General features: G+C 63.8%; 17 protein-coding genes and 1 pseudogene. 14 read left to right on the plus strand and 4 right to left on the minus strand.

Annotation, left to right across the window (positions count from 1 at the left end):
• Positions 1 to 38: 38 nt before the first annotated feature.
• The 13 genes from ABDV78_RS11485 (at position 39) to ABDV78_RS11545 (ending at position 19,255) form a co-directional block, all read left to right on the plus strand.
• Complete coding sequence (locus ABDV78_RS11485; protein ID WP_343527555.1) at positions 39 to 2,042, plus strand: EAL domain-containing protein; 2,004 nt, start codon at positions 39 to 41, stop codon at positions 2,040 to 2,042.
• A gap of 135 nt (positions 2,043 to 2,177) precedes the next feature.
• On the plus strand, positions 2,178 to 3,452 hold the full coding sequence (locus tag ABDV78_RS11490; protein WP_343527556.1) for an amidohydrolase family protein: 1,275 nt from the start codon (positions 2,178 to 2,180) through the stop codon (positions 3,450 to 3,452).
• A 132-nt stretch (positions 3,453 to 3,584) separates the two neighbouring features.
• A complete protein-coding gene (gene rutB, locus ABDV78_RS11495) occupies positions 3,585 to 4,322 on the plus strand; it encodes a pyrimidine utilization protein B (protein ID WP_343527558.1) in 738 nt (245 codons plus the stop codon).
• Complete coding sequence (rutC, locus tag ABDV78_RS11500; protein ID WP_343527559.1) at positions 4,322 to 4,705, plus strand: pyrimidine utilization protein C; 384 nt, start codon at positions 4,322 to 4,324, stop codon at positions 4,703 to 4,705. Before rutB ends, rutC begins: the two co-directional genes overlap by 1 nt.
• Positions 4,698 to 5,483 (plus strand): pyrimidine utilization protein D, encoded by a 786-nt coding sequence (gene rutD, locus ABDV78_RS11505; RefSeq protein WP_343527560.1) that lies wholly within the window; start codon positions 4,698 to 4,700, stop codon positions 5,481 to 5,483. Before rutC ends, rutD begins: the two co-directional genes overlap by 8 nt.
• A gap of 3 nt (positions 5,484 to 5,486) precedes the next feature.
• A complete protein-coding gene (gene rutA, locus ABDV78_RS11510; RefSeq protein ID WP_343527561.1) occupies positions 5,487 to 6,572 on the plus strand; it encodes a pyrimidine utilization protein A in 1,086 nt (361 codons plus the stop codon).
• Positions 6,573 to 6,816: 244 nt separating this feature from the next.
• A complete protein-coding gene (locus tag ABDV78_RS11515; RefSeq protein WP_343527562.1) occupies positions 6,817 to 7,839 on the plus strand; it encodes a DUF4118 domain-containing protein in 1,023 nt (340 codons plus the stop codon).
• A gap of 255 nt (positions 7,840 to 8,094) precedes the next feature.
• Entirely contained in the window at positions 8,095 to 10,218 is a 2,124-nt protein-coding gene (locus ABDV78_RS11520) for a TonB-dependent siderophore receptor (RefSeq protein ID WP_343527563.1), read from the plus strand.
• A complete protein-coding gene (locus ABDV78_RS11525) occupies positions 10,218 to 10,958 on the plus strand; it encodes a hypothetical protein (RefSeq protein WP_343527564.1) in 741 nt (246 codons plus the stop codon). The genes ABDV78_RS11520 and ABDV78_RS11525 overlap by 1 nt, the downstream gene beginning before the upstream one ends.
• Before the next feature lie 243 nt (positions 10,959 to 11,201).
• Positions 11,202 to 13,631 carry a membrane-bound PQQ-dependent dehydrogenase, glucose/quinate/shikimate family gene (locus tag ABDV78_RS11530; RefSeq protein ID WP_343527565.1) on the plus strand — a complete coding sequence of 810 codons (2,430 nt, stop codon included), beginning with the start codon at positions 11,202 to 11,204 and terminating at the stop codon, positions 13,629 to 13,631.
• A 108-nt stretch (positions 13,632 to 13,739) separates the two neighbouring features.
• Entirely contained in the window at positions 13,740 to 15,086 is a 1,347-nt protein-coding gene (locus ABDV78_RS11535; RefSeq protein WP_343527566.1) for a carbohydrate porin, read from the plus strand.
• A gap of 41 nt (positions 15,087 to 15,127) precedes the next feature.
• Positions 15,128 to 15,745: a TetR family transcriptional regulator gene (locus ABDV78_RS11540; RefSeq protein ID WP_343527568.1), complete on the plus strand. Its 618-nt coding sequence runs from the start codon at positions 15,128 to 15,130 to the stop codon at positions 15,743 to 15,745.
• A gap of 372 nt (positions 15,746 to 16,117) precedes the next feature.
• Entirely contained in the window at positions 16,118 to 19,255 is a 3,138-nt protein-coding gene (locus ABDV78_RS11545) for a TonB-dependent receptor (protein WP_343527570.1), read from the plus strand.
• A gap of 183 nt (positions 19,256 to 19,438) precedes the next feature.
• On the opposite strand, the gene ABDV78_RS11550 is transcribed toward ABDV78_RS11545, so the two are convergent.
• Genes ABDV78_RS11550 through ABDV78_RS11560 form a run of 3 tightly spaced genes read right to left on the minus strand, consistent with a single transcriptional unit; the run spans position 19,439 to position 20,744 of the window.
• Positions 19,439 to 20,056 (minus strand): glutathione S-transferase, encoded by a 618-nt coding sequence (locus tag ABDV78_RS11550; RefSeq protein ID WP_343527572.1) that lies wholly within the window; start codon positions 20,054 to 20,056, stop codon positions 19,439 to 19,441.
• A gap of 40 nt (positions 20,057 to 20,096) precedes the next feature.
• Entirely contained in the window at positions 20,097 to 20,369 is a 273-nt protein-coding gene (locus ABDV78_RS11555) for a hypothetical protein (protein ID WP_343527573.1), read from the minus strand.
• A 54-nt stretch (positions 20,370 to 20,423) separates the two neighbouring features.
• Positions 20,424 to 20,744 (minus strand): hypothetical protein, encoded by a 321-nt coding sequence (locus ABDV78_RS11560; protein WP_343527574.1) that lies wholly within the window; start codon positions 20,742 to 20,744, stop codon positions 20,424 to 20,426.
• 237 nt (positions 20,745 to 20,981) lie between these two features.
• Between ABDV78_RS11560 and ABDV78_RS11565 the strand changes: the two are divergent.
• Positions 20,982 to 21,158, plus strand: a pseudogene (locus ABDV78_RS11565) (IS30 family transposase); the annotation flags it as partial.
• A 69-nt stretch (positions 21,159 to 21,227) separates the two neighbouring features.
• Here ABDV78_RS11565 and soxR read toward each other — a convergent pair.
• Complete coding sequence (gene soxR, locus ABDV78_RS11570) at positions 21,228 to 21,686, minus strand: redox-sensitive transcriptional activator SoxR (protein ID WP_343527598.1); 459 nt, start codon at positions 21,684 to 21,686, stop codon at positions 21,228 to 21,230.
• Positions 21,687 to 21,690 lie beyond the last annotated feature (4 nt).

The raw sequence follows: 21,690 nt of genomic DNA on the forward strand, positions 1-21,690 counted from the left end.
AGGACGGACCTATTACGAGTTCGTCACGGTGATTGCCCATGCCCTCCCCATCCCGCGCGCCCTGTGACCTATCCGTCGCGGAGCTTCCAGACGGGCTTTCTGCGCATATCGTTCTGGACCAGATTGCCGAAATCAAAAGCTGCGTCCGTGTCGCCATACCTGTCAACATGGTGCTCGGGGCGGTCAACCTTCTGGTCGCGATCCAGAGCGACATCGCGATCCTTGGCATCGGCTGGTTCGTCGCATCGCTCACCGTGAATCTCGGCCGCCTCTATCTTTGCTATCTCCCGGCCCCGGACATGGGACACGCGTCCTCCCGCCGATCACCGCTGCGATCGATCGCCGTGCAGAGATATCTGATCTGGACCGGCGCGCTGCTGTCTGGAATAGTGTGGGCCTGGGTTCCGATCCTGTGCGCCGGCTATACCGCGCCGCAGGCGCTCTTCTATCTGACGGTCGTATGCGGCGTCACTGCGGGCGCCGTCACCCATGGCACGCCCGACGCCCGCACGCCCTTGTGCTTCATGCTGCCAGCTTTGGCATCCGTCGTCATCTGCCTGTCCGTGGCAGGAGGGTTCGAGCGGGCTTGCATAGCCTTCACCACAATCGTTTACATGGCCGCGCTCTCCCGCAGCGCCATTCGCGCCGAACGAACGTTCAAAGCGCTTAGCCGCGCCAAGAACGAAGCCACCACGAACGCCAATGCCCTTTCCGCAGCGCATGCGCATTCGCTCGAGGTCATCGACATCATGCGTTACCGCGCAACCCATGACGACCTGACGGGCCTGCTCAACCGATCGGGTTTTCTCACCGAGGTTGAAGCGCGCATGAAGGCGGGGCAGGACGCCTATTGCCTGATGTTCATCGACCTTGATGGCTTCAAGGCTGTCAACGACGTCTATGGTCACCGCAAGGGCGACCAGGTGCTGATCGAAGCGGCGAAGCGTCTTCAGGCGGAGATCAGCGGCGAAAGCCTTCTGGCTCGCATGGGGGGCGATGAATTCGCCATCTTCTTCCCCGTGACAGCATTCCAAGAGGCCACCGACCTCGCACAGGCCATTATTGGTGCCATATCGATCCACATGGACGGCGTTGATACAGGCGCGCTGGGGGCCAGCATCGGGATCGTCATGAACCTTCAGGCCGACCTGACCGATATCCTGGCCTATGCCGACGAAGCCCTTTACGCCGCCAAGAATGGGGGCCGGAACCGCTATCACGTCTTCGACAACGCGCTGCGCGAACGACTGGAGATACGTCGCGATCTTGAACGTGATCTTCCGCGCCATCTCGAAGACGGGTGCCTTGATGTCTGGTTCCAGCCGATCTTCGCGCTTGGCCACAGCATGCCGGACACGATCGAGGCCCTGCTACGCTGGAAGCACCCACAGCATGGCTGGATCTCGCCCGAAAACCTTGTCCGCCTGGCCGCGATCAACGGTCATGCCGAACCCCTTCTCCGTTTCGTTCTGCAACGGGTAAGCCGACTTCTGGAAGCCTTGGTCCGCGCCGACTTGAAAGCGATCAAGGTCGCGATCAACATATCGCCGCGGGAAATGGCGCAATTGTCGGTCGACACCATCATTCTGGACCATTTCGAGGCGCTTGGCCTCGCGCCCCCCTCGCTGGATGTCGAAATCACCGAAGAAACCGCCTTTGAAGCCAAGGCCATCCAGCACAAGATCCAATCCCTCGCCAGGGCGGGCGTGACGATCAGCCTGGATGATTTCGGCGTGGGCTATTCATCGCTTGAAGCTTTGCGCCATCGCCGCGTCAATCGCATCAAGATCGACCGAAGCTTCGTATCCAACATCACCCGGTCCCCCGAAGACCAGCATCTGGTCAGCGCCATCATCGATTACGGTCGCAAATTCGATATCGAGGTCGTGATCGAAGGCATCGAGACCTTCGAGGACTATGTCATGATACAGGGACTGGGCGGACACCTGTTCCAGGGCTATTACCTGGCGCGCCCTGTGCCTGAGTCCGACTTGTTGCAATATCTTCGCACCCGCGAGGTCGAGCCTTCTGATCATGGATAACGCTCGACCGACAAGACGGAGATGCGATCAGGAACATGGCAGTTGCGACCAGCGGCCATTTGCCGTTACGAACACACCGCGAACGATCGGCATCCGTGCCGGCGCTCGTTTCTGATCTCTTCCGAAAGTTCGTTCATGCGCATGCTGTCCTTTCTGTCGCTGGCGCTCATGCTGTCCGCGGCACCGGCGGAAGCGAAAACCGTCGTCGTCACCGGAGCACATATGGTCGACGTCCTCTCGGGCAAACGCATCGACAATCCGCAGGTGACGATCGTCGACGGGCGGATCACCGCGATCGGCCGCCGCGGCGATCGGGTGCCGGCGGGCGCGGAACAGGTCGATGTGGGCAACCGCACCTTGCTGCCCGGCCTGATCGACATGCACGTCCATCTGACCAGCGACCCGACGCTCAGCGGGTACAAGGCACTTGAATTCACCGACAGTTTCTGGACCGTCGTCGGCGTGGCCAATGCGCGCAGGACGCTCGACGCCGGATTTACGACGGTGCGCAACGTGGGATCGAGCGACTATGCCGATGTCGGGTTGAAGCAGGGGATCGAGCACGGCGACATTCCGGGGCCGCGCATCGTGCCCGCGACCTATGCGCTGGGGGTCACCGGCGGACATTGCGACGCGACCGAGTTTCCGCCATCGATCAGCGTCCCCCACCCCCAGATCGCCAACTCCCCCGAAGGCTTTCGCGCGGCGGTGCGCACCGTGCGCAAATATGGCGCGGAGGTCATCAAGGTGTGCATGACCGGCGGCGTGCTGTCCAAGACCGATTCGGTCGGTGCCCAGCAGCTCAGCTATGACGAGATCAAGGCGATCGTCGACGAAGCCCATATGCTCGGCATGCGCGTCGCCATCCATGCGCACGGCACGGACGGGATCAACACCGGCCTGCGCGCGGGCGTCGACACGATCGAACACGCCAGCCTCGCGGACGAGACGTCGTTCAAGCTCGCCAAGGAGCATGGCGCCTGGTTCGACATGGATATCTACAATGACGACTATATCCTTTCGGAGGGCGCGAAGAACGGCGTCTTTGCCGAGAGCCTGGAGAAGGAACGTCAGATCGGCCGCAAGCAGCGGGAAACCTTCCGCGCCGCGCATGCCGCGGGCGTCAAGATGCTGTTCGGCACCGATGGCGGCGTCTATCCCAATGGCGACAATGCCCGGCAATTCGCCAAGATGGTCGAATGGGGCATGACCCCGATCGAGGCCATCCAGTCGGCCACCAGTAGCGCGGCGCAGGCGCTGGACCGCACCGCAGACGTCGGTGCGATCGCGGTCGGCCGCTATGGCGATATCATTGCGGTTGACGGCGATCCACTGACGGATGTGCGCGTTCTGGAACATGTGCCCTTCATCATGAAGGGTGGCGAGGTCGTCGTGCGGCCCGAGCGCTGACAAGGGCGATAGCGAGGCGCGGGACGCCCCCGCCCCGCCCCGCCCCGCCCCGCCTGGAACCGCTGCATTTCCTTTGATGCGACTCTTGCCATGATCGCTTGCCCTGGCGATCAGGATGCGCAACGATGCGTCATGAGCGCTTCACCGATCGTTGATCATCGTAGCCCGGAAGCCACCGACACGGTCGTGCTGAGCGCCCGGCCCGAAGCGATCCGCCTCTCTCCTGCCGATACCGCCGTCGTCGTGATCGACATGCAGAACGCCTATGCGAGTGAGGGCGGCTATGTCGATCTCGCGGGCTTCGACATCACCGGGGCGGCCAGCGTGATCGGGCGGATAGCCCAGGTGCTGAAGACCGCGCGCGCAGCGAACATGCCGGTGATCTACCTCCAGAACGGTTGGGACGCGGATTATGTCGAGGCGGGGACGCCCGCCTCCCCCAATTGGCACAAGTCGAATGCGCTGAAGACGATGCGGGCCCGCCCCGACCTTGCCGGCCAGTTGCTGGCGCGGGGCGGCTGGGATTATGAGCTGGTCGATGGGTTGAAGCCCGAACCGGGTGACATACGCGTCCACAAGACCCGCTACTCCGCCTTCTTCAACTCGCAACTCGACAGCATCCTGCGCGCGCGCGGGATCAGGACGATCGTCTTCGTCGGGATCGCCAGCAACGTGTGCGTCGAATCGACGCTGCGCGATGGCTTCCATCTCGAATATTTCGGGGTGATGCTGGAGGACGCGACCCACCATCTCGGCCCTGACTTCATCCAGCAGGCGACCGTCTACAACGTCGAAAAATTCTTCGGCTGGGTGTCCACCGTGGCCGATTTCTGCGGCGCGCTGGGCCAACTGGCGACCAAGGAGGCCTGATGCCCTTCGAACCGATCAACCCGCCCGAATTCCCGACCCCGATCGCCCCCTATTCGGCGGGCGCCAAGGCGGGCGATACCGTCTATGTCTCGGGCGTGCTCGCGCTCGGCGAGGGCGGCGTGGTGCTGCACGTCGGCGACGCGGCGGCGCAGACGCGCCATGTGCTGGAGGTCATCAAGACCACCCTCGCCGCCGCCGGCGCCACCATGGCCGATGTCGCGATGAACCATATCTTCCTGAAGGACCTTGCCGATTATCCGGTCTTCAACCAGATTTATGCCGAATATTTCCCCGGGGACAAACCCGCGCGCTACTGCATAAAATGCGAGCTGGTGAAGCCCGATTGCCTGGTCGAGATCGCCTCGGTCGCGCACCTTGGCTGAGGCCGCGGGGCTTTACTACGAACTGCACGGGCCGGAGGATGCCCCGCCCCTGATCCTGTCGAGCGGGCTGGGCGGCTCGGCGAGCTACTGGGGGCCAAACCTGCCCGCTCTCGCGGTGCACCACCGCATCCTCGTCTACGATCATCGCGGCACGGGACGGAGCGACAGAGCACTGCCCGACATCGTCACGGTCGACGACTTCGCCGACGACATGCTGGCGCTGATGGACGCGATGGGCTGGCGGCGTGCGCATATCATCGGCCATGCGGCGGGCGGCGTCGCCGGACTGGCCCTCGGGCTCAAAGCGCCCGAGCGGCTCGACAGGCTGGTCGTCGTCAATGGCTGGGCCAAGGCCGACCCGCACTTCCTGCGCTGTTTCGAGGCACGGCTGAACCTGCTCCGACACAGCGGCGTCGAGCCGTTCCTGCGGGCGCAGCCCATCTTCCTCTATCCCGCCGACTGGGTCAGCGCGCACACCGCCGAACTCGACGCCGAGCTACCGCACCAGATCGCGGGCTTTCCGGGCGCTGCGACGATGGAGAAACGCATCGCCGCGCTCGCCGCGTTCGACGTCACCGGACGCCTGGGCGCGCTTTCGGAGAAGGTCTTCATAGTCGTGGCGGACGACGACATGCTGGTCCCGTCCTCGGCTGGCGACCGGCTTCATGCGGAACTGGCGGGCCGCTGGATGAAATCGATGCCCCGCGGCGGCCATGCCTGCAACGTCACCGAGCCCGAGCTTTTCAACCATCTCGTGCTCGAATTCCTGAGGAGCTAAGCCATGCAGGTCGGCGTCTTCGTCCCCATCAACAACAATGGCTGGCTGATCAGCGAGAACGCTCCGCAATACAAACCGTCGTTCGACCTCAACAAGGCCATCGCCCGGAAGGCCGAGGAGCACGGGCTCGATTTCCTGCTGTCGATGATCAAGCTGCGCGGGTTCGGCGGCAAGACCGAATTCTGGGAATATGGCCTGGAGAGCTTCACGCTGATGGCCGGCCTCGCGGCGGTGACCGAGCGGATCAAGATTTATGCGACCTGCCCGACGCTAATCATTCCGCCCGCCTTTGCCGCGCGGATGTGCAACACCATCGACTCGATCAGCCATGGGCGCTTCGGGCTGAACCTCATCACCGGCTGGCAGAAGCCCGAATACAGCCAGATGGGGCTGTGGCCGGGCGAGGAGCATTTCCGCAACCGCTACAAGATGCTCGACGAATATGCCCATATCCTGCGCGACCTGTGGGAGACGGGACGCTCCGATTTCAAGGGCGACTATTACCAGATGGACGATTGCCTCGTCCGCCCTCAGCCGGCGGGCGAAATGAAGATCATCTGCGCGGGCAGTTCGGACGAGGGGCTGGCCTTCTCCGCCAAATGGGCGGACTATGCCTTTTGCCTGGGCAAGGGTGTCAACACGCCGACCGCCTTCGCCTTCAACAACGAACGCCTCGCTGCCGCCACGGCCAAAACGGGTCGCGACGTGTCGGTGTTCGTGCTGGTCATGATCATCGCCGCCGAAACCGACGAAGAGGCGATGGCCAAGTGGCGGCACTATAATGCCGGCGTCGATCATGACGCGATCGCCTGGCTGAAGGACCAGGGCGCCGCCGACAAGGTGAACGCCACCACCAATGTCCGCCAGCTCGCCGCGCCGGAGGGTGCCGTGAACATCAACATGGGGACACTGGTCGGCAGCTATGCCAGCATTGCGCGAATGCTCGATGAAATGGCCGAAGTGCCCAACACCGGCGGCGTCCTGCTGACCTTCGACGATTTCCTGGAGGGCGTCGAAGCATTCGGGACGCGCATCCAACCGCTCATGACGAGCCGCCGAGGCAAGGACGGGACGACCTGCACACCGTAGCACGGTCTACCTGCGCACGGTCTTTCCAACCGGAAGCCGGCCGACGTCTGACAGCCTGTCATGCTCAGCCTTGACCCGCTTGCGCCAGACCAGTCATTCCGGGGCCCGTCCCCGATGCCCAACGCCGGACCATCCCTTTGATGGGCCGCAAAATAATATTAATGCGGGAAAGACTTAACCTGGATTTGCAACCGCTCGCATGATCGCGCAAGGGGGGCGCCACAAAGGGGGCGTTAGACGGAACATGCGGGCACAGCAGCGGGTCTTCGAGCAGCTACCGCTGCTTCGTGAGCGCAGAGCCCTGGCCTATTCGGCCGCACTTCTGCTCTCTGCCGTCGCCTGGTGGATACGGTGGGCGCTCGACCCGGCCTTCCCGCCGGGATTTCCCTATCTGACATTCTTTCCCGCCGTCATCATCTCCTCCTTCTTGTTCGGACGCGGTCCGGGCACGCTGTCGGCTGTCGTCTGCGGTCTTCTCGCCTGGTATTTTTTCATACCTCCGACCCACAGCTTCAGCGTCGACGCGCGCACCCTCGTCGCTATCGGTTTCTACGCCGGAGTCGTGGCCGTCGATATCGTCCTGGTCGATGCCATGCAGCGCGCCAATCGGCGCTCGTCGCGTCTGGCGGCCGAGCAACGGCAGCTCGCCGAACGAACGGAGCTGCTTTTCAGCGAACTGCAGCACCGGGTATCCAACAATATCCAGATGGTCGGCGGCATGCTGTCCCTGCAGAAGCGGCAGGTCACCGATCCGATCGCTCACATGGTTCTGGCGGATGCTTCGACGAAGCTTCAGCTTATCGGCCGCATTCAGCGACAACTCTACTCGACGACGGGCGAGCAGATGCCGCTGGACATCTTCCTCAAGGATTTGATGGCAGACCTTTTTGCCGCCGACAACAAGCCGGGGATCATGCACCGGATCGAGGCCGTTCCCGGGATCCGTCTCTCGCCCGATTCGGCGATCCCGCTTGCCCTGATCATGGCCGAAGGTATTGCCAATGCGATGGAGCACGGCTTTGCCGATCGGGAATTTGGCGAGATTGTTGTCACCCTGACCCTGAAAGACAATGTCATCGAGCTGTGTGTGATCGACAATGGGGCGGGCTTGCCGCCAGGGTTCGACCTCGAACGTTCGGACAGTCTCGGCCTGAAGCTCGTGCGAAGCCTGGCCAAGCAGATGGGTGCCCAAATTCGTATCGAAAGCGGTTCTTCGTCGGGTACGATCCTGCGCCTCTCGCTGCCGGACCGCGTCTGTCAGGCGTGATCCGCCGCACAAGCCATGCCTGCCCCCTTCCCGTCACTCAGGCGCGCCGACAAGGTTGGCTAGCGCCCGTGCCATCGTGCCCTTCTGGAGCAAACGAGCATCCACGCCTAATTGCGATTGACTAGCAATAGCTATTGTCGCTAGTCGCCTGCGGTGTGACGGGACGCTGGATAGGCCCGTGGGGAAAACCGCGCGGGAAGAGGACAACCGTCCCCGCCGCGGCGCGACTGCGCATCAGCCAGGGGGATCATTACCGTGCATCAGTTCAAGGCCGTCTCAACCGGACTGACGGCTTTCTTCACCGCGCTGGCCGCACCGGCCACGGCAATGACGCCCGCCGCTGAGGACGAGGCCCAGGACACCAAGTCGTCCGAGATCGTCGTGCTGGGCACCCGCAGCAAGGGCTATAAGGTCGACGAACTGACCACCGCGACGCGCACCGGCACTGACCTGATGGACGTGCCGCAATCGATCCAGGTCGTGACGCGCGACGTCATCGACGACCAGCAGAGGATCGACCTGACCGGCGCGTTGCTCAACGTCAGCGGTATCCAGCCCGGCACGACCGCAGGCAATCGCTCCGAAAGCTTCGTCATCCGCGGTTTCCGTTCCTCCTATTACGCCATCGACAGCATCATGCTGAGCCCGGCGATCGAGACCAATGACAGTTTCCGCGACCTGGCCAATGTCGAGCGGATCGAGGTCCTGAAAGGTCCGGCATCGGTGCTCTACGGGCGCGGCGACCCCGGCGGCCTCATCAACATCGTCACCAAGCAGCCGAAGTTCACACGCGCCGCCAATGTCTCGATGCAAGGGGGCAGCGATGGCTTCGTGCGCGGACAGGCGGACGTCACCGGGCCGATCGACGCCGCGCATACCCTGGCGTTCCGCGTGATCGGCGCCGCGCAATATGGCGACACGTTCCGCGACATCTTCGTGCCGTACAAGCGGCAGTTCGCCTCGGCCGCGTTCCTGTGGCAGCCCAGCGACCGCACGCGCCTGATCGCCAGCGCGACCTATGCGCACCAGAACAACCAGACCGATCGCGGGATCGTCGCGACGCCCGATGGTCGGGGCGGCCTGCGCATCGATCTGCCCCGCGAGCGCTTTCTGGGCGAGGCCTTCGCCCGGACGGACTCGCACCGGGCCGAGTTCAACTATCGATTCGAACACCAACTGACCGATTGGCTGACCATCCGCCAGATCGGGCATCATGACCGCGGGTTGCTCGACCTCTTCGGCGTCAACTACGGCAGCAGCGTCACGGTCAATCGTACGACCGGGCGACGGACCGTCACCCGCACTGCCGTTCGGCAGGACGAGCGCAACCACAATTGGGATTTCCAGGCCGATCTGGTCGCGCGTTTCGCAACCGGGCCGCTTGCCCATACCCTGGTCTTCGGGGGTGAGCGGGTCACGTCCTTCCGCTTTCGGACTTTCGGGCAGGCGTCGCTGGCGGGGATCGACATCGACCGGCCCGTCTATGGTGCGCGTCCCGGAACATTCGTACCGCGCGCCGATCGGACCGTGCGCGCCCGGTCCAACTCGGCCTATCTGCAGGATCAGATTTCGGTCGGCGATCATGTCGATCTGCTTGCCGGGATCCGTTTCGACCATGCGCGGCAATCGGATCAGGGCGTCACCCAATATGCCTCGAACGACAAGGCCTGGTCGCCGCGTGTCGGGATCGTCCTGAAGCCATCGTCTACGCTGTCGCTGTTCGCCGACTACACCAAATCCTTCCAGTCCAAGCCCGAACCGACCCTGACGGGCCGACCGCTACCGCCCGAAACGGGCGCGCAATATGAGGCTGGGGTCAAGGCCAGCGCGTTCGAAGACCGGCTGTCGGCCACGCTCGCGGTCTATCAACTGACACGGAACAACGTGACCCAGCAGGATCCGAACAATGTCGGGTTCAACCTCAATGCGGGGCGGCAGCGATCGCGCGGGGTGGAGGCGGATATCGCGGGCGCGATCCGCCCCGGCGTCAAACTGATCGCCAGCGGCACCTATACCGACGCCCAAGTCACCCAATCCACCGAATATGTCGCGGGCAATCGGCTGATCGGCGTACCGCGCTGGAGCGGGAGCCTGTGGATGACCGTCGAGCCGGTGGCCGGGCCGCTCAAGGGCTTTGGCCTGGGCAGCGGCGTCTATGCGGCAAGCGATCGCCAGGGCGACCTGCAGAATTCCTTTTCCTTGGGCGGCTATACGCGGGTCGACGCCAGCCTCTGGTACATGGTCGATCAGCGGTTGCGGCTGACGCTGAACGTCAAGAACCTGAACGACGACCATTATAGCGATTCTTCGGTCTCGCGCGCCCAGATCACGCCGGCGGCGGGACGGACCTTCCTGATCGGACTTGCCGGGAATTTCTGATGCTGTTCCCACGTCTGGCCGTTGCCATGCTCGCCATGTCGTCCATCCTCGGTGCCCCGGCGATCGCATCGATCGAGACGGGAAAGATCCTGTTTCTCCATCGCCCCAATCCCCCCGGCGGATCGGCCGATCCCGCCATCGTCACGCATCTGGAGGAGATGGGCTACAAGGTGACATCCAGCGATGGTCTGACGAACGTGCCCGATCCATGCGGTTTCGATCTGGTGGTGATGTCGTCGACCGTCCAGTCCAACCGCTTCACCGCCGACCGTGCCGCCATCGCCCGCTGGCGGGATATGGGGGTGCCATTGCTCACCTGGGAGAACGACCTGCTCGACGATCTCCGCCTCACCGGCCGCCGGATCGGCAGCGATTTCGGCGAGGCGGAGACGGGCCATTATGCCTGGGTGGTGCGTGCGTCGCATCCCATGGCCGGCGGCGTGCCCGCGGGCATGACGACATGGACACAAGCACGGCAACCGGCTGGTTGGGGCAAGCCTGGGCTCGGCGCGGACATCGTCATGGTGCGGCCGGGCGAGCCCGACCAGGCGATGCTGTTCGGCTATGAGACGGGATCGACCATGGATTATGACTTCGTCGCCCCCGCCCGGCGCGTGTTCATCGGCCTGGAAAACAACACGTTCGGCGCGATGACCGAGGATGGTCGCCATATGTTCGATGGCGCTATCCGCTGGGCGGCGGGCGGTACCAGATCATGCCGACACGCCCATGGATCGTAATCCGTCGAGATGAACCCAGCGCCGCGGCTCAGGGTCGGGCCGGCCACCCGCCGCTGAACCCGACATTCTCCGTCTCAAACACCTTCACCCGCCGCATCTTGCCGCAACACTACTTATGTACTAGATAGTACATACATTGGGCCGCCCTGTTACGGCCCGCATTGATCAGCGCTGCAGGATGGCGGTGGGTTCTCCGTCGATGAGATGGACTTACGCTCCTGTGCGAAAACAAGGAGAAGCCGCATGTCCGGCTCCATTGGAAAGGGTACGCTGCCGGCCCGGATATGGCTGGCGCTGCTTGGCATCGTGATCTTGGCCGCAGGCCTGTTCTTCGTCATCGGCGGCGCCCGACTCGTGAGCCTGGGGGGCAGCTTCTACTTCCTGCTCGCTGGCCTGGCGTTGGTGGCGTCCGGCGTGCTCGTCGCGCGGCGACGGCCCAGTGGTGCGGCGATATTCGCGGCGACGTTCGCGGCCACCATCTTGTGGTCGCTATGGGACGTGGGGATCGCGTTCTGGCCGCTGGTTTCGCGTCTGCTTGCGCTTGGCGTCGGCATGACGGTGGTCGCCCTGTCGTGGCCCTTGCTACGCCGCGCCCAGGGTCTGGCACCGGCCTGGCGCCCCGCCCTTGGCGGTGCGGCCGTGGTCGGGCTTGCAACGGCCGCCGGTTTCGCCGCCATGTTCGTACCGCATCCCACCGTCCCCTTCACCGGCACCGAGGCGCCCCTGCTCGCGGTCGACCCGGCGCATGAGCAGAAGAACTGGGAAGCCTATGGCAATACGACCGGGGGGAGCCGCTTCGTTGCCCTGGACCAGATCAACCGCGACAATGTGAAGAATCTTGCGGTCGCCTGGACCTACCGCACCGGCGACATCGCGACCAGCGACGGCAACGGCGCCGAGGACCAGGACACCCCGCTCCAAGTGGGCGACACGGTCTATATCTGCACCCCGCACAACAACGTCATCGCTCTCGACGCCGATACCGGCAAGGAGAAGTGGAAGACGCTGGTGAACGCCCACGCCTCGGTCTGGATGCGCTGCCGCGGTCTCGCCTATTTCGACGCCAGGGCTCCGCTGCAGCAGCCCAGCCTGCCCGGCTCGACCCCGGTGACGGCCGTGTCGGTTCCTGAGGGCGCGTCGTGCCAGCGCCGCATCCTGATGAACACCATCGACGCGCGCCTGATCGCGATGGACGCCGATACCGGCCAATTCTGCCCTGGCTTCGGCAGCAATGGCGTCGTCGACCTCAAGGCGGGCCTGGGCGATGCGCCGGACCCCCAATACCAGTTGACCGCCGCGCCGACACTGGCGGGCACCACCATCGTCGTCGGCGGGCGCGTTGCCGACAACGTCCAGGTCGACATGCCCGGCGGCGTGATGCGTGGCTTCGATGTCGCCACCGGCAAGCTGCGCTGGGCGTTCGACCCCGGCAATCCGGCGATCACCGGAATGCCCCCCAAGGGCCAGTCCTATACCCGTTCGACGCCGAACGTGTGGTCGGCCATGTCCTATGATCCCGCCTCCAACACCGTGTTCATGCCGGTGGGCAGTTCCTCGGTCGATCTGTTCGGCGTGACGCGCACCCCGCTCGACCACAAATACGGCGCCTCGATCCTGGCGCTCGACGCCACGACCGGCAAGGAGAAGTGGCACTTCCAGACCGTCCACAACGACCTGTGGGACTTCGACGTACCGATGCAGCCGAGCTTCATCACGGTCCCGGTGAAGGGCCGCGGCAACGTGGCGGCACTGGTCGTCGGCACCAAGGCGGGCCAACTCTATGTGCTCGACCGCCAGACCGGCAGGCCGCTGACCAAGGTCGTGGAGACACCCGTGAAGGCCGCCGACATCCCGAACGAACCCTATGCGCGCACCCAGCCCAGGTCGGTGGGCATGCCGCAGATCGGCGCGCAGACGCTGACGGAAGCGGATATGTGGGGCGCCACGCCGTTCGATCAGCTTCTGTGCCGTATCGCCTTCAAGGGTATGCGCTATGACGGGCTCTACACCGCGCCGGGCTTGGACAAGTCGCTGAGCTTCCCCGGTTCGCTGGGTGGGATGAACTGGGGCGGCCTCTCGGTCGATCCCACCACGAACACCATCTTCGCCAACGACATGCGCCTCGGCCTGTGGGTGACGATGTTCCCGCAGACGCACGAGAAAAAGGCGCTCGCCACCTCGGGCGGCGAGGCGGTCAATACCGGCATGGGCGCGGTTCCGCTGAAGGGTACGCCCTATTCGGTGACCAAGGACCGCTTCCTTTCGGCCTTGGGCATCCCCTGTCAGGCGCCGCCCTTCGGCACGCTGACCGCGATCGACATGAACACCCGCAAGGTGAAGTGGCAGGTTCCGGTCGGCACCGTCGAGGATACCGGCCCGCTCGGTATCCGCATGGGCATGCCCATCCCGATCGGCATGCCGACGCTGGGCGGAACCCTGGCCACACAGGGCGGCCTGGTGTTCATCGCCGGCACGCAGGATTTCTATCTGCGCGCCTTCAACTCGGGCACCGGCAAGGAACTGTGGAAGGCACGCCTCCCCGTTGGCAGCCAGGGCGGACCGATGAGCTACAAGTCGCCACGCACCGGCAAGCAGTATGTGATCGTCACCGCCGGGGGAGCCCGCCAGTCTCCGCAGCGCGGCGACTATGTGATCGCCTACAAGCTGCCGTGAGATGACCGGGAGGGGCCGTAGTCTGCCCCTCCCCTTTCCTTCCGCTTCCGAAAACCATAGCCGCTGCGGCGTCAGCGTACCGGCGCACCGCGCGCAAAAGGAGGGGCCATGAGCCTCCGCGCTCTCATATTTGCCACCCTTGCCGCAGGCGGCCCGCTCGTCGTCGCACGGCCCGCCCAGGCCCAGCAGGCTGCGGATGCCTCAAGGGTTCATCCGGGCGCCACCCAGGGCGCGTCCACCGCCACGCCGCTTCCCGCACCACACCCGCGCGAGACGCTGAGCGGCGACTGGGGCGGTCTTCGAACGCACCTCAAGGACGCGGGCATCAGCGTGCGCGCGGACTATGTCTCGGAGACCTTCTCTGCGGTCGACGGCGGGCAGCGCCGGGGCGGCACCTATGTTCAGCAGGTGCGCGCAGGCGTCGACCTCGACATGGGCAAGATTGCCGGGCTTGCCGGCGGCGTCGTACACCTCACCGTCAACGATCGCCGGGGTGACGGCATCTCTGCCGTAAATGTGGGCAACCGCCTGCCGATCCAGGAAGCGGCAGGCGGTCCTTACACGCGCCTCAGCGAATTGACCTGGGAACAGAACGTCGATGGCGGCAAGCTGAACCTGCGCGTGGGCTTCTTCGCGATGGGCAATGACCTGGGCGGCCTTGCGATCGGCTGCAACCTCGTCAACGCGGCCTTCTGCGCGCATCCACTCTCCGAAAGCGGCAACACGGGCTGGTACAACTATCCGAACGCGCGCTGGGGTCTCGCGGTACGCTACAAGCTGCGGCCGGATTTGATCCTGCGCACCGGGGTCTATCAGGTGAACCCGGACCTCGGCCTGGAAAGGAACGCGTTCCGGCCCTTTGCAGGGCATACCACCGGGCTGCTGCTGCCCGTCGAGCTGGAATATGATCCCGGAACGACGCCGGGTAGCCAAGTGCTTCCCGGCCACTACAAGATCGGCTTTTACTCCGATACCGCCAACGCCCCCCGGCAGGGAAGCAGTGGCCGGGTAGGCGGCCGGTACGGCGGCTACATACTGGGTGACCAGATGATCCTTCGCGACGGTGGAGCAAGCAGCACGCGCGGTCTGTCGGTCTTCGGCCATTTCACGGCGAATCCAGAGCAGTCGGCCCAGATCACCCGCTGGTATGCGGCGGGCCTGCTCAAGACCGGCACCTTCAAGGGTCGCGATGCCGATACGCTGGCGATCGGCGTCATCCATGCTCAGGTGAATGAGCGGCTTCGCGCCCTGCACGCCGAAGCGCAGGGCCTGATCGACGGCTATACGGCGCTGCCCGAAGGCGAGACCGCGATCGAGATGGCCTATGGCTTGCAGTTGAACCGATGGCTGAACATCCGCCCCGACGTACAGTATATCGCCGACCCCGGTGCGTTCAGTAACCGGAAGGTCGACGATGCCCTGGCGTTGGGCGTCCAGGTCAAGGTGCAGTTCTAGCGGGATTGCATCCGCGCTTCCCGGATGGCCATAGGCGGACGATGCAGGACGAAGGCTTCACCGAACGCAACCGCCGCGAGATCATCGCGATCGCCACCGCCCATTTCGCCGACAAGGGCTTTGCCGGCGCGCGGGTCGACGAGATCGCAGCGGCGACGGCCACGTCGAAGCGGATGATCTATTATCATTTCGGCAGCAAGGACGCACTCTATCGGGCGGTGCTCACCGAGGCGTACAAGGGTATTCGCTCGGCCGAACTCGATGCGGGGCTGGACGCCATGCCTCCCCTCGCCGCTCTTGAGCGACTGACGGCTCTGACCTTCGACTACCACTTCCACCATCCCGAACTCGTGCGCCTGGTGATGGACGAGAACATGCGCCACGCCCCGCATGTCGGCGAGGTGGTGGAGGCGCACAACGACATGGTGCTGCCCAACACCCGTGCGCTGATCGCGCGGGGCGAGGCCGATGGCAGCTTTCGCAAGGGTATCGACGCTGTCGACCTGCACATGACGATCAGCGCGCTGGCATTCTACTATGTGTCCAATCGCTATACCTTTGCGGCGATCTTCAAGGCCGACACCGCCAGCGAGGACGCCGCCGCCCGCCGACGCGAACAGGTAGTGGCCACCGTGCTCGCCTATTGCCGAGCCAGCTAAAACGAAGGCGCAGCACGGGCGATCGGCAAGTCGACATAGCCAATGGCCTTTCCAAGAGCAGGATGAGCTTTGCCTTTGATGTCCTGCGTCATTTCTGGATCCTGACAGGAAAACCCGGGCCGTCTCGATGACCGTTCCTGATCGGCAAAGCTTTCGACGCCGTATTGCCTCCCCTTTGCCATGCGAAGCAGAGGGTTCGACGACCTGTCCGCGATCAAACCGCTCGTCCGCCAGCACTTGCGTAATGTTATGTTATATCATACTTGCCGCACAGGGGGATCGAACATGGTTCATATCATAGGAAATCACGCCAAGAGGGGGGCTGTCCTCTTTTCGGCAGCTTCAACCCTTGTGCTATCGTCTGCTGCGGCAATGGCCCAGGAGCGCGGAACAGGCAGTCGCCACGGCGATGACGACATCATCGTTACCGGCTCACGCTCGCTGAGCACACCCGACGTACCGACCGCGACGCCAGTACAGGTTCTGGCGGGGGATGAGCTTGTGCACCGCCGTCAGGGCGGGCTCGGCGAAACCCTGGCCGGACTTCCGGGGGTCCATCTCGACAATTTCGGCGGCGGCGCGTCGCGCCCCGTCATACGCGGGCAGACGGTGCCGCGGATCGAGATCCTGTCCGACGGCGCCAATGTGTTCGACGTGTCATCGCTTTCGCCCGACCATGCGATCACGACCGACCCGCTCCTCCTCGACGGGATCGAGGTGCTGCGTGGACCGGCCGCGACCCGTTATGGCGGCAACGCCATGAACGGCGCGATCAATCTGATCGACAGCAAGGTGCCCAAGGCTCTCCCCAACGGCAGCCTGGCCGGCGCGACCGAGGTCCGCTTCGGCACCGGCGACGAGGAAAAGACGATGGTCGGCCGGGTTACCGCCGGACTGGGGTCTTTCGCCGTCCATGCCGAGGGCGCCCGGCGTCGGAGCGGTGACTATCATGTGCCGGACTCCTTCGGCACCGACATATTGCGCGATTCCTTCGCCAGTACGTCCAGCTACAGCTTCGGCGCGTCGTGGATTTCGTCAAAGGGATATCTCGGCGCGGCCTATAGCCGTTTCGATGCCGATTATGGCCTGCCCGGCCATTCGCATGAGGGACTGGGTTGCCACACCCATCCCGGCGGCCCGGACGGCAAGGGATATCTGGACTGCCCGGTGGTCGGTTACGATCCCGATCGGGATCGCACCGACACGGCATCGATCCGGCTCGGCAGCACGCGCGCGGATATTCGAGGCGATTATGACGATCTGCTTTCCGGCCTCGCCCATGCGCGGCTGCGATTGTCCTACACGGATTATCTGCACGACGAGATCGATGGCGGGACGATCTTCGCGCGGTTCACGAACGAGGTGTATGATGGCCGCCTGGAACTGACCCACGCACCCGTTTTCGGTTTCACCGGAACGTGGGGCGGTCAATATTCGCGAAGCGATTTTACCGGGCTTGACGGCTATGCTCCGAGTTATCCGCGCGCGCCCAACAGGTTCCTCACGACCATGGCTGGCATGTTCCTGAACGAACGCAGATCATTCGGCGCGGTCGAATTGGAGATCGCAGCGCGCAAGGACTGGCGCCGCACGCATGTCCCCTACGACCATTTTGCCTATAAGGGCCGAGAGAGTTCCGCTCGCGACCTAGCCTGGCTGGCGGCAGGAATGCTCTCGCAGGAAGATCTGGATCGGTCGGAGCGATACAACCGGGCAGCCCATGCCAGGAGGTTTCCGAGCACCGCGGTCAATCCCTTCTCCGCCTCGATCTCGGCGGCCTGGAACATCAATGACGCCTATTCCGCAACGCTTCAGCTCAGTCGCTCGGAACGCGCGCCGACGGTGAGGGAAATCTACAACAGTGCCAACAATGTCGCGACCGGAAGCCGCGAAGTGGGCTTGATCGTCGGCTTGCGGGGGCTGCCCACCTTCCCCGATACGATCGAAACCGCCAAGGCCGTCAATCTCACCTTGCGAAAGACCAGGGGAGCGACGCAGTTCGAGATCGGACTGTTCCACCAGGACATCGACAACTACATCTTCGCGCGCGACATCGTGGGCACCGAACTCGGCAGTGGCGCGGTCTTCCGCTATCTGGCCTACACGCCCGCCGACTCGGTCTTTACCGGCATCGATGGCCAGATCAGCCATCAGTTCGATGCGGCATCGCGCATCACCATCTTCGGTGACTATGTCCGTGCACGCATGAAGGGGCGCGGTGTCGCCGATCTATGTGTCAGGGTCGGCACCCGCAAATATGACTGCACGGGGGGAAACAACAACCTGCCGCGCATTCCGCCAGGGCGTCTGGGCGCGCGCTACGAGGGCAATTGGGACGCGTTCTCCGCCGACCTCGAATATTATCGCACCTTTGGTCAGGATCGGATCGCGGCCTTCGAAACGACGACCCCGGGGTACGACATGCTCAACGCGACGCTGGCATATCGTTTCGACATTGGCAGCGGCAAGTCGGTGGAGCTTTACGCCCGCGCCAGCAACCTGCTCGACGAGCTTGCCTTCGTGCATACATCATTCGTGAAGAACCAGTCGCCACTGCGCGGGCGGAACATCGTGCTGGGGATGCGCCACCAGTTCGGCGGTGCTGAGCCGGGCCCCCACCTTGTTTCCCGCCCCTTCGTTTTCGAGTCCGCACAAGGCCCGCTTGATTGGACCGGCGTCTATGCCGGCATACACGCCGGGGCGGGCGTCGGGCGGACGAAGGGCACGACGACGGCGCTCGACGGAACCCCGGATGCGATTGCCGGGTCCGAAGCAGCCGATCGCGGTTTCTCCAGTCCGCTTCCCGGCCTTCAGGTCGGATGGAATCACCAGCTTGCCTCGGGCGTCGTGGTCGGCGCGGAAGTCGACTGGGCCAAGACGTTCTTTCGCGGCACACAGGACGCAACAGCCATCGAAGGCCCCTTTGCCGGCGGCAGCGCATTGGCGGCTCGCACGGCCTATGACGTGAAATGGACCTCCAGTCTCAGGGGCCGCCTCGGCTACGCTGCCGGCAGCCGCTTTCTGCCATATGTGACCGGTGGACTTGCGCTGGCGCGGGAAACCCAGCGCCGCGATCAATATCGGGCGATCACATTGTCGGACGAGGAGCAATACGGACCGACCACCATCGCCTTTTCCCAGGAGAAGGTGTCGGCGACCCGGACCGGCTTCACCCTGGGCGCCGGCGCCGAATACGCGCTGGCCCGGCGGCTTTCGGTCAAGGTCGAATATGCCTATGACAGGTTTGGCAAACAGAGCTACGCGTTCCGCGAGGCGGGATCCGGCGTCGGCCGTGATTACATCCGGCGGGAACTGGAAGGCTATGACGAACCGCTCCTGCCACCGGGCGATCCCATTTGCAGCGAACCCGGGGCCGCCTTCATGTGCGAGCCGACGCCGATCTACAAGGAAACAACCATGGCGGGCACGTCCAGCATCATCAATGGGCGCAGAGCTTTGAACAATCTCGAACTCCATACGCTCAAAATCGGATTGAACTATCGATTTTGAGATGGGGAGGATTGTGCGGGTGCCAGGGGTGGCCCCGCCTTTCTGCCCAGTTTGGCGGCAGGGTTAAGCCATTGCCCGGGATGGTTCACGCCGTGCATTGGCACAATCCGCAATCGTCATTGGCCGGTAGTTGTGTCCGACCGCGACGACGGGCTGGCGCGGAACAGCGGCCAAGACCAGGCGTCAGTCGACGGCCAGCCTGTTGCGCGCCATCACGGCCGCCAGCTTCGGATCGCGCCGCATCAGTCGGGCGGCGACCAATAGCCGTGGTGCATTCCGGGCAAACCATTCGCAGCCCGGACGCCAGTCGATCATCACCGCCATGTAGCAATCCAGGGCACATGGCTGCTCGCCGAGCAGATAGGGTCCGACGACCTGATCCTCGAGCCACCGGTAGAGGCGTTCGCGATAGGCGCCGGTCGCGGCGACGAGTTCGTCCGGTGCCGAGGGAGCCCAGCGCGCCGGGTAATCGCCATAGGTGAAGGACGGATAGACATTCGCCACGATCCAGATCAGCAGGCGCAGGAAGCGACGGTGTTCGATCGTTCCCGGTCGTGGCGCAAGCCCGGCATGTCGATCGGCCAGCCATAACGCGATCGCGGCGGTCTCGGTCAGGACCTCGCCATCGTCCAGCACCAGTGTCGGGACCTGCCGCAGCGGATTGACCGCCGCAAGCCTGTCCTGGGCCTCACCCGGACGATCAAAGCCTTCGACATCGACAAAGTCATAGGGCTCGCCGACCAGGGCCAGCATCACCTCGACAATCGCCGATCCCCAGCCCGGCATTCCGTATAACTGCATCCCCCATCTCCATTCCGGCGCAAGACCGTGGCGGATCGGCCTACAAGCCGGCCTGATCGATCCTTTGCGCGACTTCGCTCGGCAATGTGTCCTCCGACTTGGGCAGCAGCCGATGAAGCGCCGTCTGCACGCGTTTGCGCGCAACCTGATACGCCTTGTGGCGGATGACCCGCATTGCATTCGTCCGCCAGGATGGGCTTTCGCCGAGCAGCGCTTCCCACTTGGCCTCCTCCGCCTCGAGGATCGACAGCGCCAGGCGCAATCCATCGCGCCGTCCGCGTGCATAGTCGTCGGAAACTGGTGGATTCCTCATCTGAAGACGAAATTGGACCGCTCCACAGTTTCTGACAAGCCAAATCCCCGCGGCTCAATTACCCTCGGCGTCGACCATGACCACGACCGGCCTGCCGCGCGACATGGGTTCCCACCCGGCTGACAGCGCGGAACGCACGCAGCGCGCGATCGTCGCCTCGTCAAGCTGAAGCCGACCGCGCGGCAATCCCTTCAACAGCCGCTTGGGCGGGGGAAATTCGACCAGGGCTTCGCGCTTGGCATCCTGCTGGAGAAGCGCAATCGTCATGCCCTTCCACCCCTCGTCATCCGACTGGTGGGGTTCGCTGTGCAGGTGCCAGTCATAGGCGACGCCATCGACCCTGACGGTTCCGGCATTCGTGTGGGATTTCGACATGGCCGGGCTTCTAGCACAGCAAATCCATGCAGACGCAAATCCGGGTTCCAGCCCCAACCATATCTCCATTGCCGACCAGCAACCCCGGGCAGCAGCTAAGCCGGCAGATACCCCCGCAGTCCCCGAAGTTCCGCCTGTTCACATCCCCCTCCGCCTTCCCAAACCCTCAACGCCGGCGCATCTTCCTGCACGAGAAGGGCATTGCCGACCGCTTCGACGAGCAGGTCTACGACATGGCGCCGGTGGGCGAACAAGGGCACCGACCTCAGCGCGCATGGCGCCGACACACTCGCGGCCGTTGCCGCAACCCTCAATGGTCGGCCGCGCAAGACGCTTGGTTGGAGAACACCGATCGAGGCGCTTGCCCAATGCCTCGCACAAATGGAAAATCCCGGTGTTCCGACGACCAGTTGAATCCAACAACACCTAATTGACGTCTCAATGCAATACAGATGCAGCCGTTCCTTGACGGATCTCACTTGATCAAACCGGCTGACCAAGGTCAAATGCCCTTGCGCCGGCCCCATAGTCTCCGGCGATATCCTCGGGATTGCGTAAAGGGCACTCCGAGATGGAAAGGCAGCCGCAACCGATGCACGAGTCCATCTGATCGCGTAATCGCGAAAGCAGTTTAATCCGCTCGTCGAGTTCGGCTCGCCAGTCTGCCGACAGCAGCGACCAGTCGGCGCCGGTAACCGGCCGTCCCCGCGGCAATTGATTGAGCCGTTCACGAATACGGGCAAGCGGAATACCCGCGCGCTGCGCAACGCGGATAATCGCAACCAAGCGCAATACCGAACGAGTATAGCGCCGCTGGTTACCCTTTGTGCGACGGCTTTCGATCAGCCCTTCCGCCTCATAAAAATGCAGCGTCGACACGGGTACGCCAGCGCGTAGCGCCACTTCCCCCACGCTCAGTTCCCTATGCTGCTGATCGACCATGTCC

The organism is Sphingomonas sp., assembly GCF_039594485.1.
GTDB lineage: Bacteria > Pseudomonadota > Alphaproteobacteria > Sphingomonadales > Sphingomonadaceae > Sphingomonas.

Excerpts from the sequence above, each read along its gene's own strand:
- ABDV78_RS11525 (WP_343527564.1), top strand. The coding sequence starts at position 10,218 with ATGCTGTTCCCACGTCTGGCCGTTGCCATGCTCGCCATGTCGTCCATC.
- ABDV78_RS11550 (WP_343527572.1), bottom strand. The coding sequence starts at position 20,056 with ATGCAGTTATACGGAATGCCGGGCTGGGGATCGGCGATTGTCGAGGTG.
- rutB (WP_343527558.1), top strand. The coding sequence starts at position 3,585 with ATGAGCGCTTCACCGATCGTTGATCATCGTAGCCCGGAAGCCACCGAC.
- ABDV78_RS11535 (WP_343527566.1), top strand. The coding sequence starts at position 13,740 with ATGAGCCTCCGCGCTCTCATATTTGCCACCCTTGCCGCAGGCGGCCCG.
- soxR (WP_343527598.1), bottom strand. The coding sequence starts at position 21,686 with ATGGTCGATCAGCAGCATAGGGAACTGAGCGTGGGGGAAGTGGCGCTA.
- ABDV78_RS11485 (WP_343527555.1), top strand. The coding sequence starts at position 39 with ATGCCCTCCCCATCCCGCGCGCCCTGTGACCTATCCGTCGCGGAGCTT.
- rutC (WP_343527559.1), top strand. The coding sequence starts at position 4,322 with ATGCCCTTCGAACCGATCAACCCGCCCGAATTCCCGACCCCGATCGCC.
- ABDV78_RS11490 (WP_343527556.1), top strand. The coding sequence starts at position 2,178 with ATGCGCATGCTGTCCTTTCTGTCGCTGGCGCTCATGCTGTCCGCGGCA.
- ABDV78_RS11555 (WP_343527573.1), bottom strand. The coding sequence starts at position 20,369 with ATGAGGAATCCACCAGTTTCCGACGACTATGCACGCGGACGGCGCGAT.
- rutA (WP_343527561.1), top strand. The coding sequence starts at position 5,487 with ATGCAGGTCGGCGTCTTCGTCCCCATCAACAACAATGGCTGGCTGATC.
- ABDV78_RS11560 (WP_343527574.1), bottom strand. The coding sequence starts at position 20,744 with ATGTCGAAATCCCACACGAATGCCGGAACCGTCAGGGTCGATGGCGTC.
- ABDV78_RS11545 (WP_343527570.1), top strand. The coding sequence starts at position 16,118 with ATGGCCCAGGAGCGCGGAACAGGCAGTCGCCACGGCGATGACGACATC.
- ABDV78_RS11540 (WP_343527568.1), top strand. The coding sequence starts at position 15,128 with ATGCAGGACGAAGGCTTCACCGAACGCAACCGCCGCGAGATCATCGCG.
- ABDV78_RS11515 (WP_343527562.1), top strand. The coding sequence starts at position 6,817 with ATGCGGGCACAGCAGCGGGTCTTCGAGCAGCTACCGCTGCTTCGTGAG.
- ABDV78_RS11530 (WP_343527565.1), top strand. The coding sequence starts at position 11,202 with ATGTCCGGCTCCATTGGAAAGGGTACGCTGCCGGCCCGGATATGGCTG.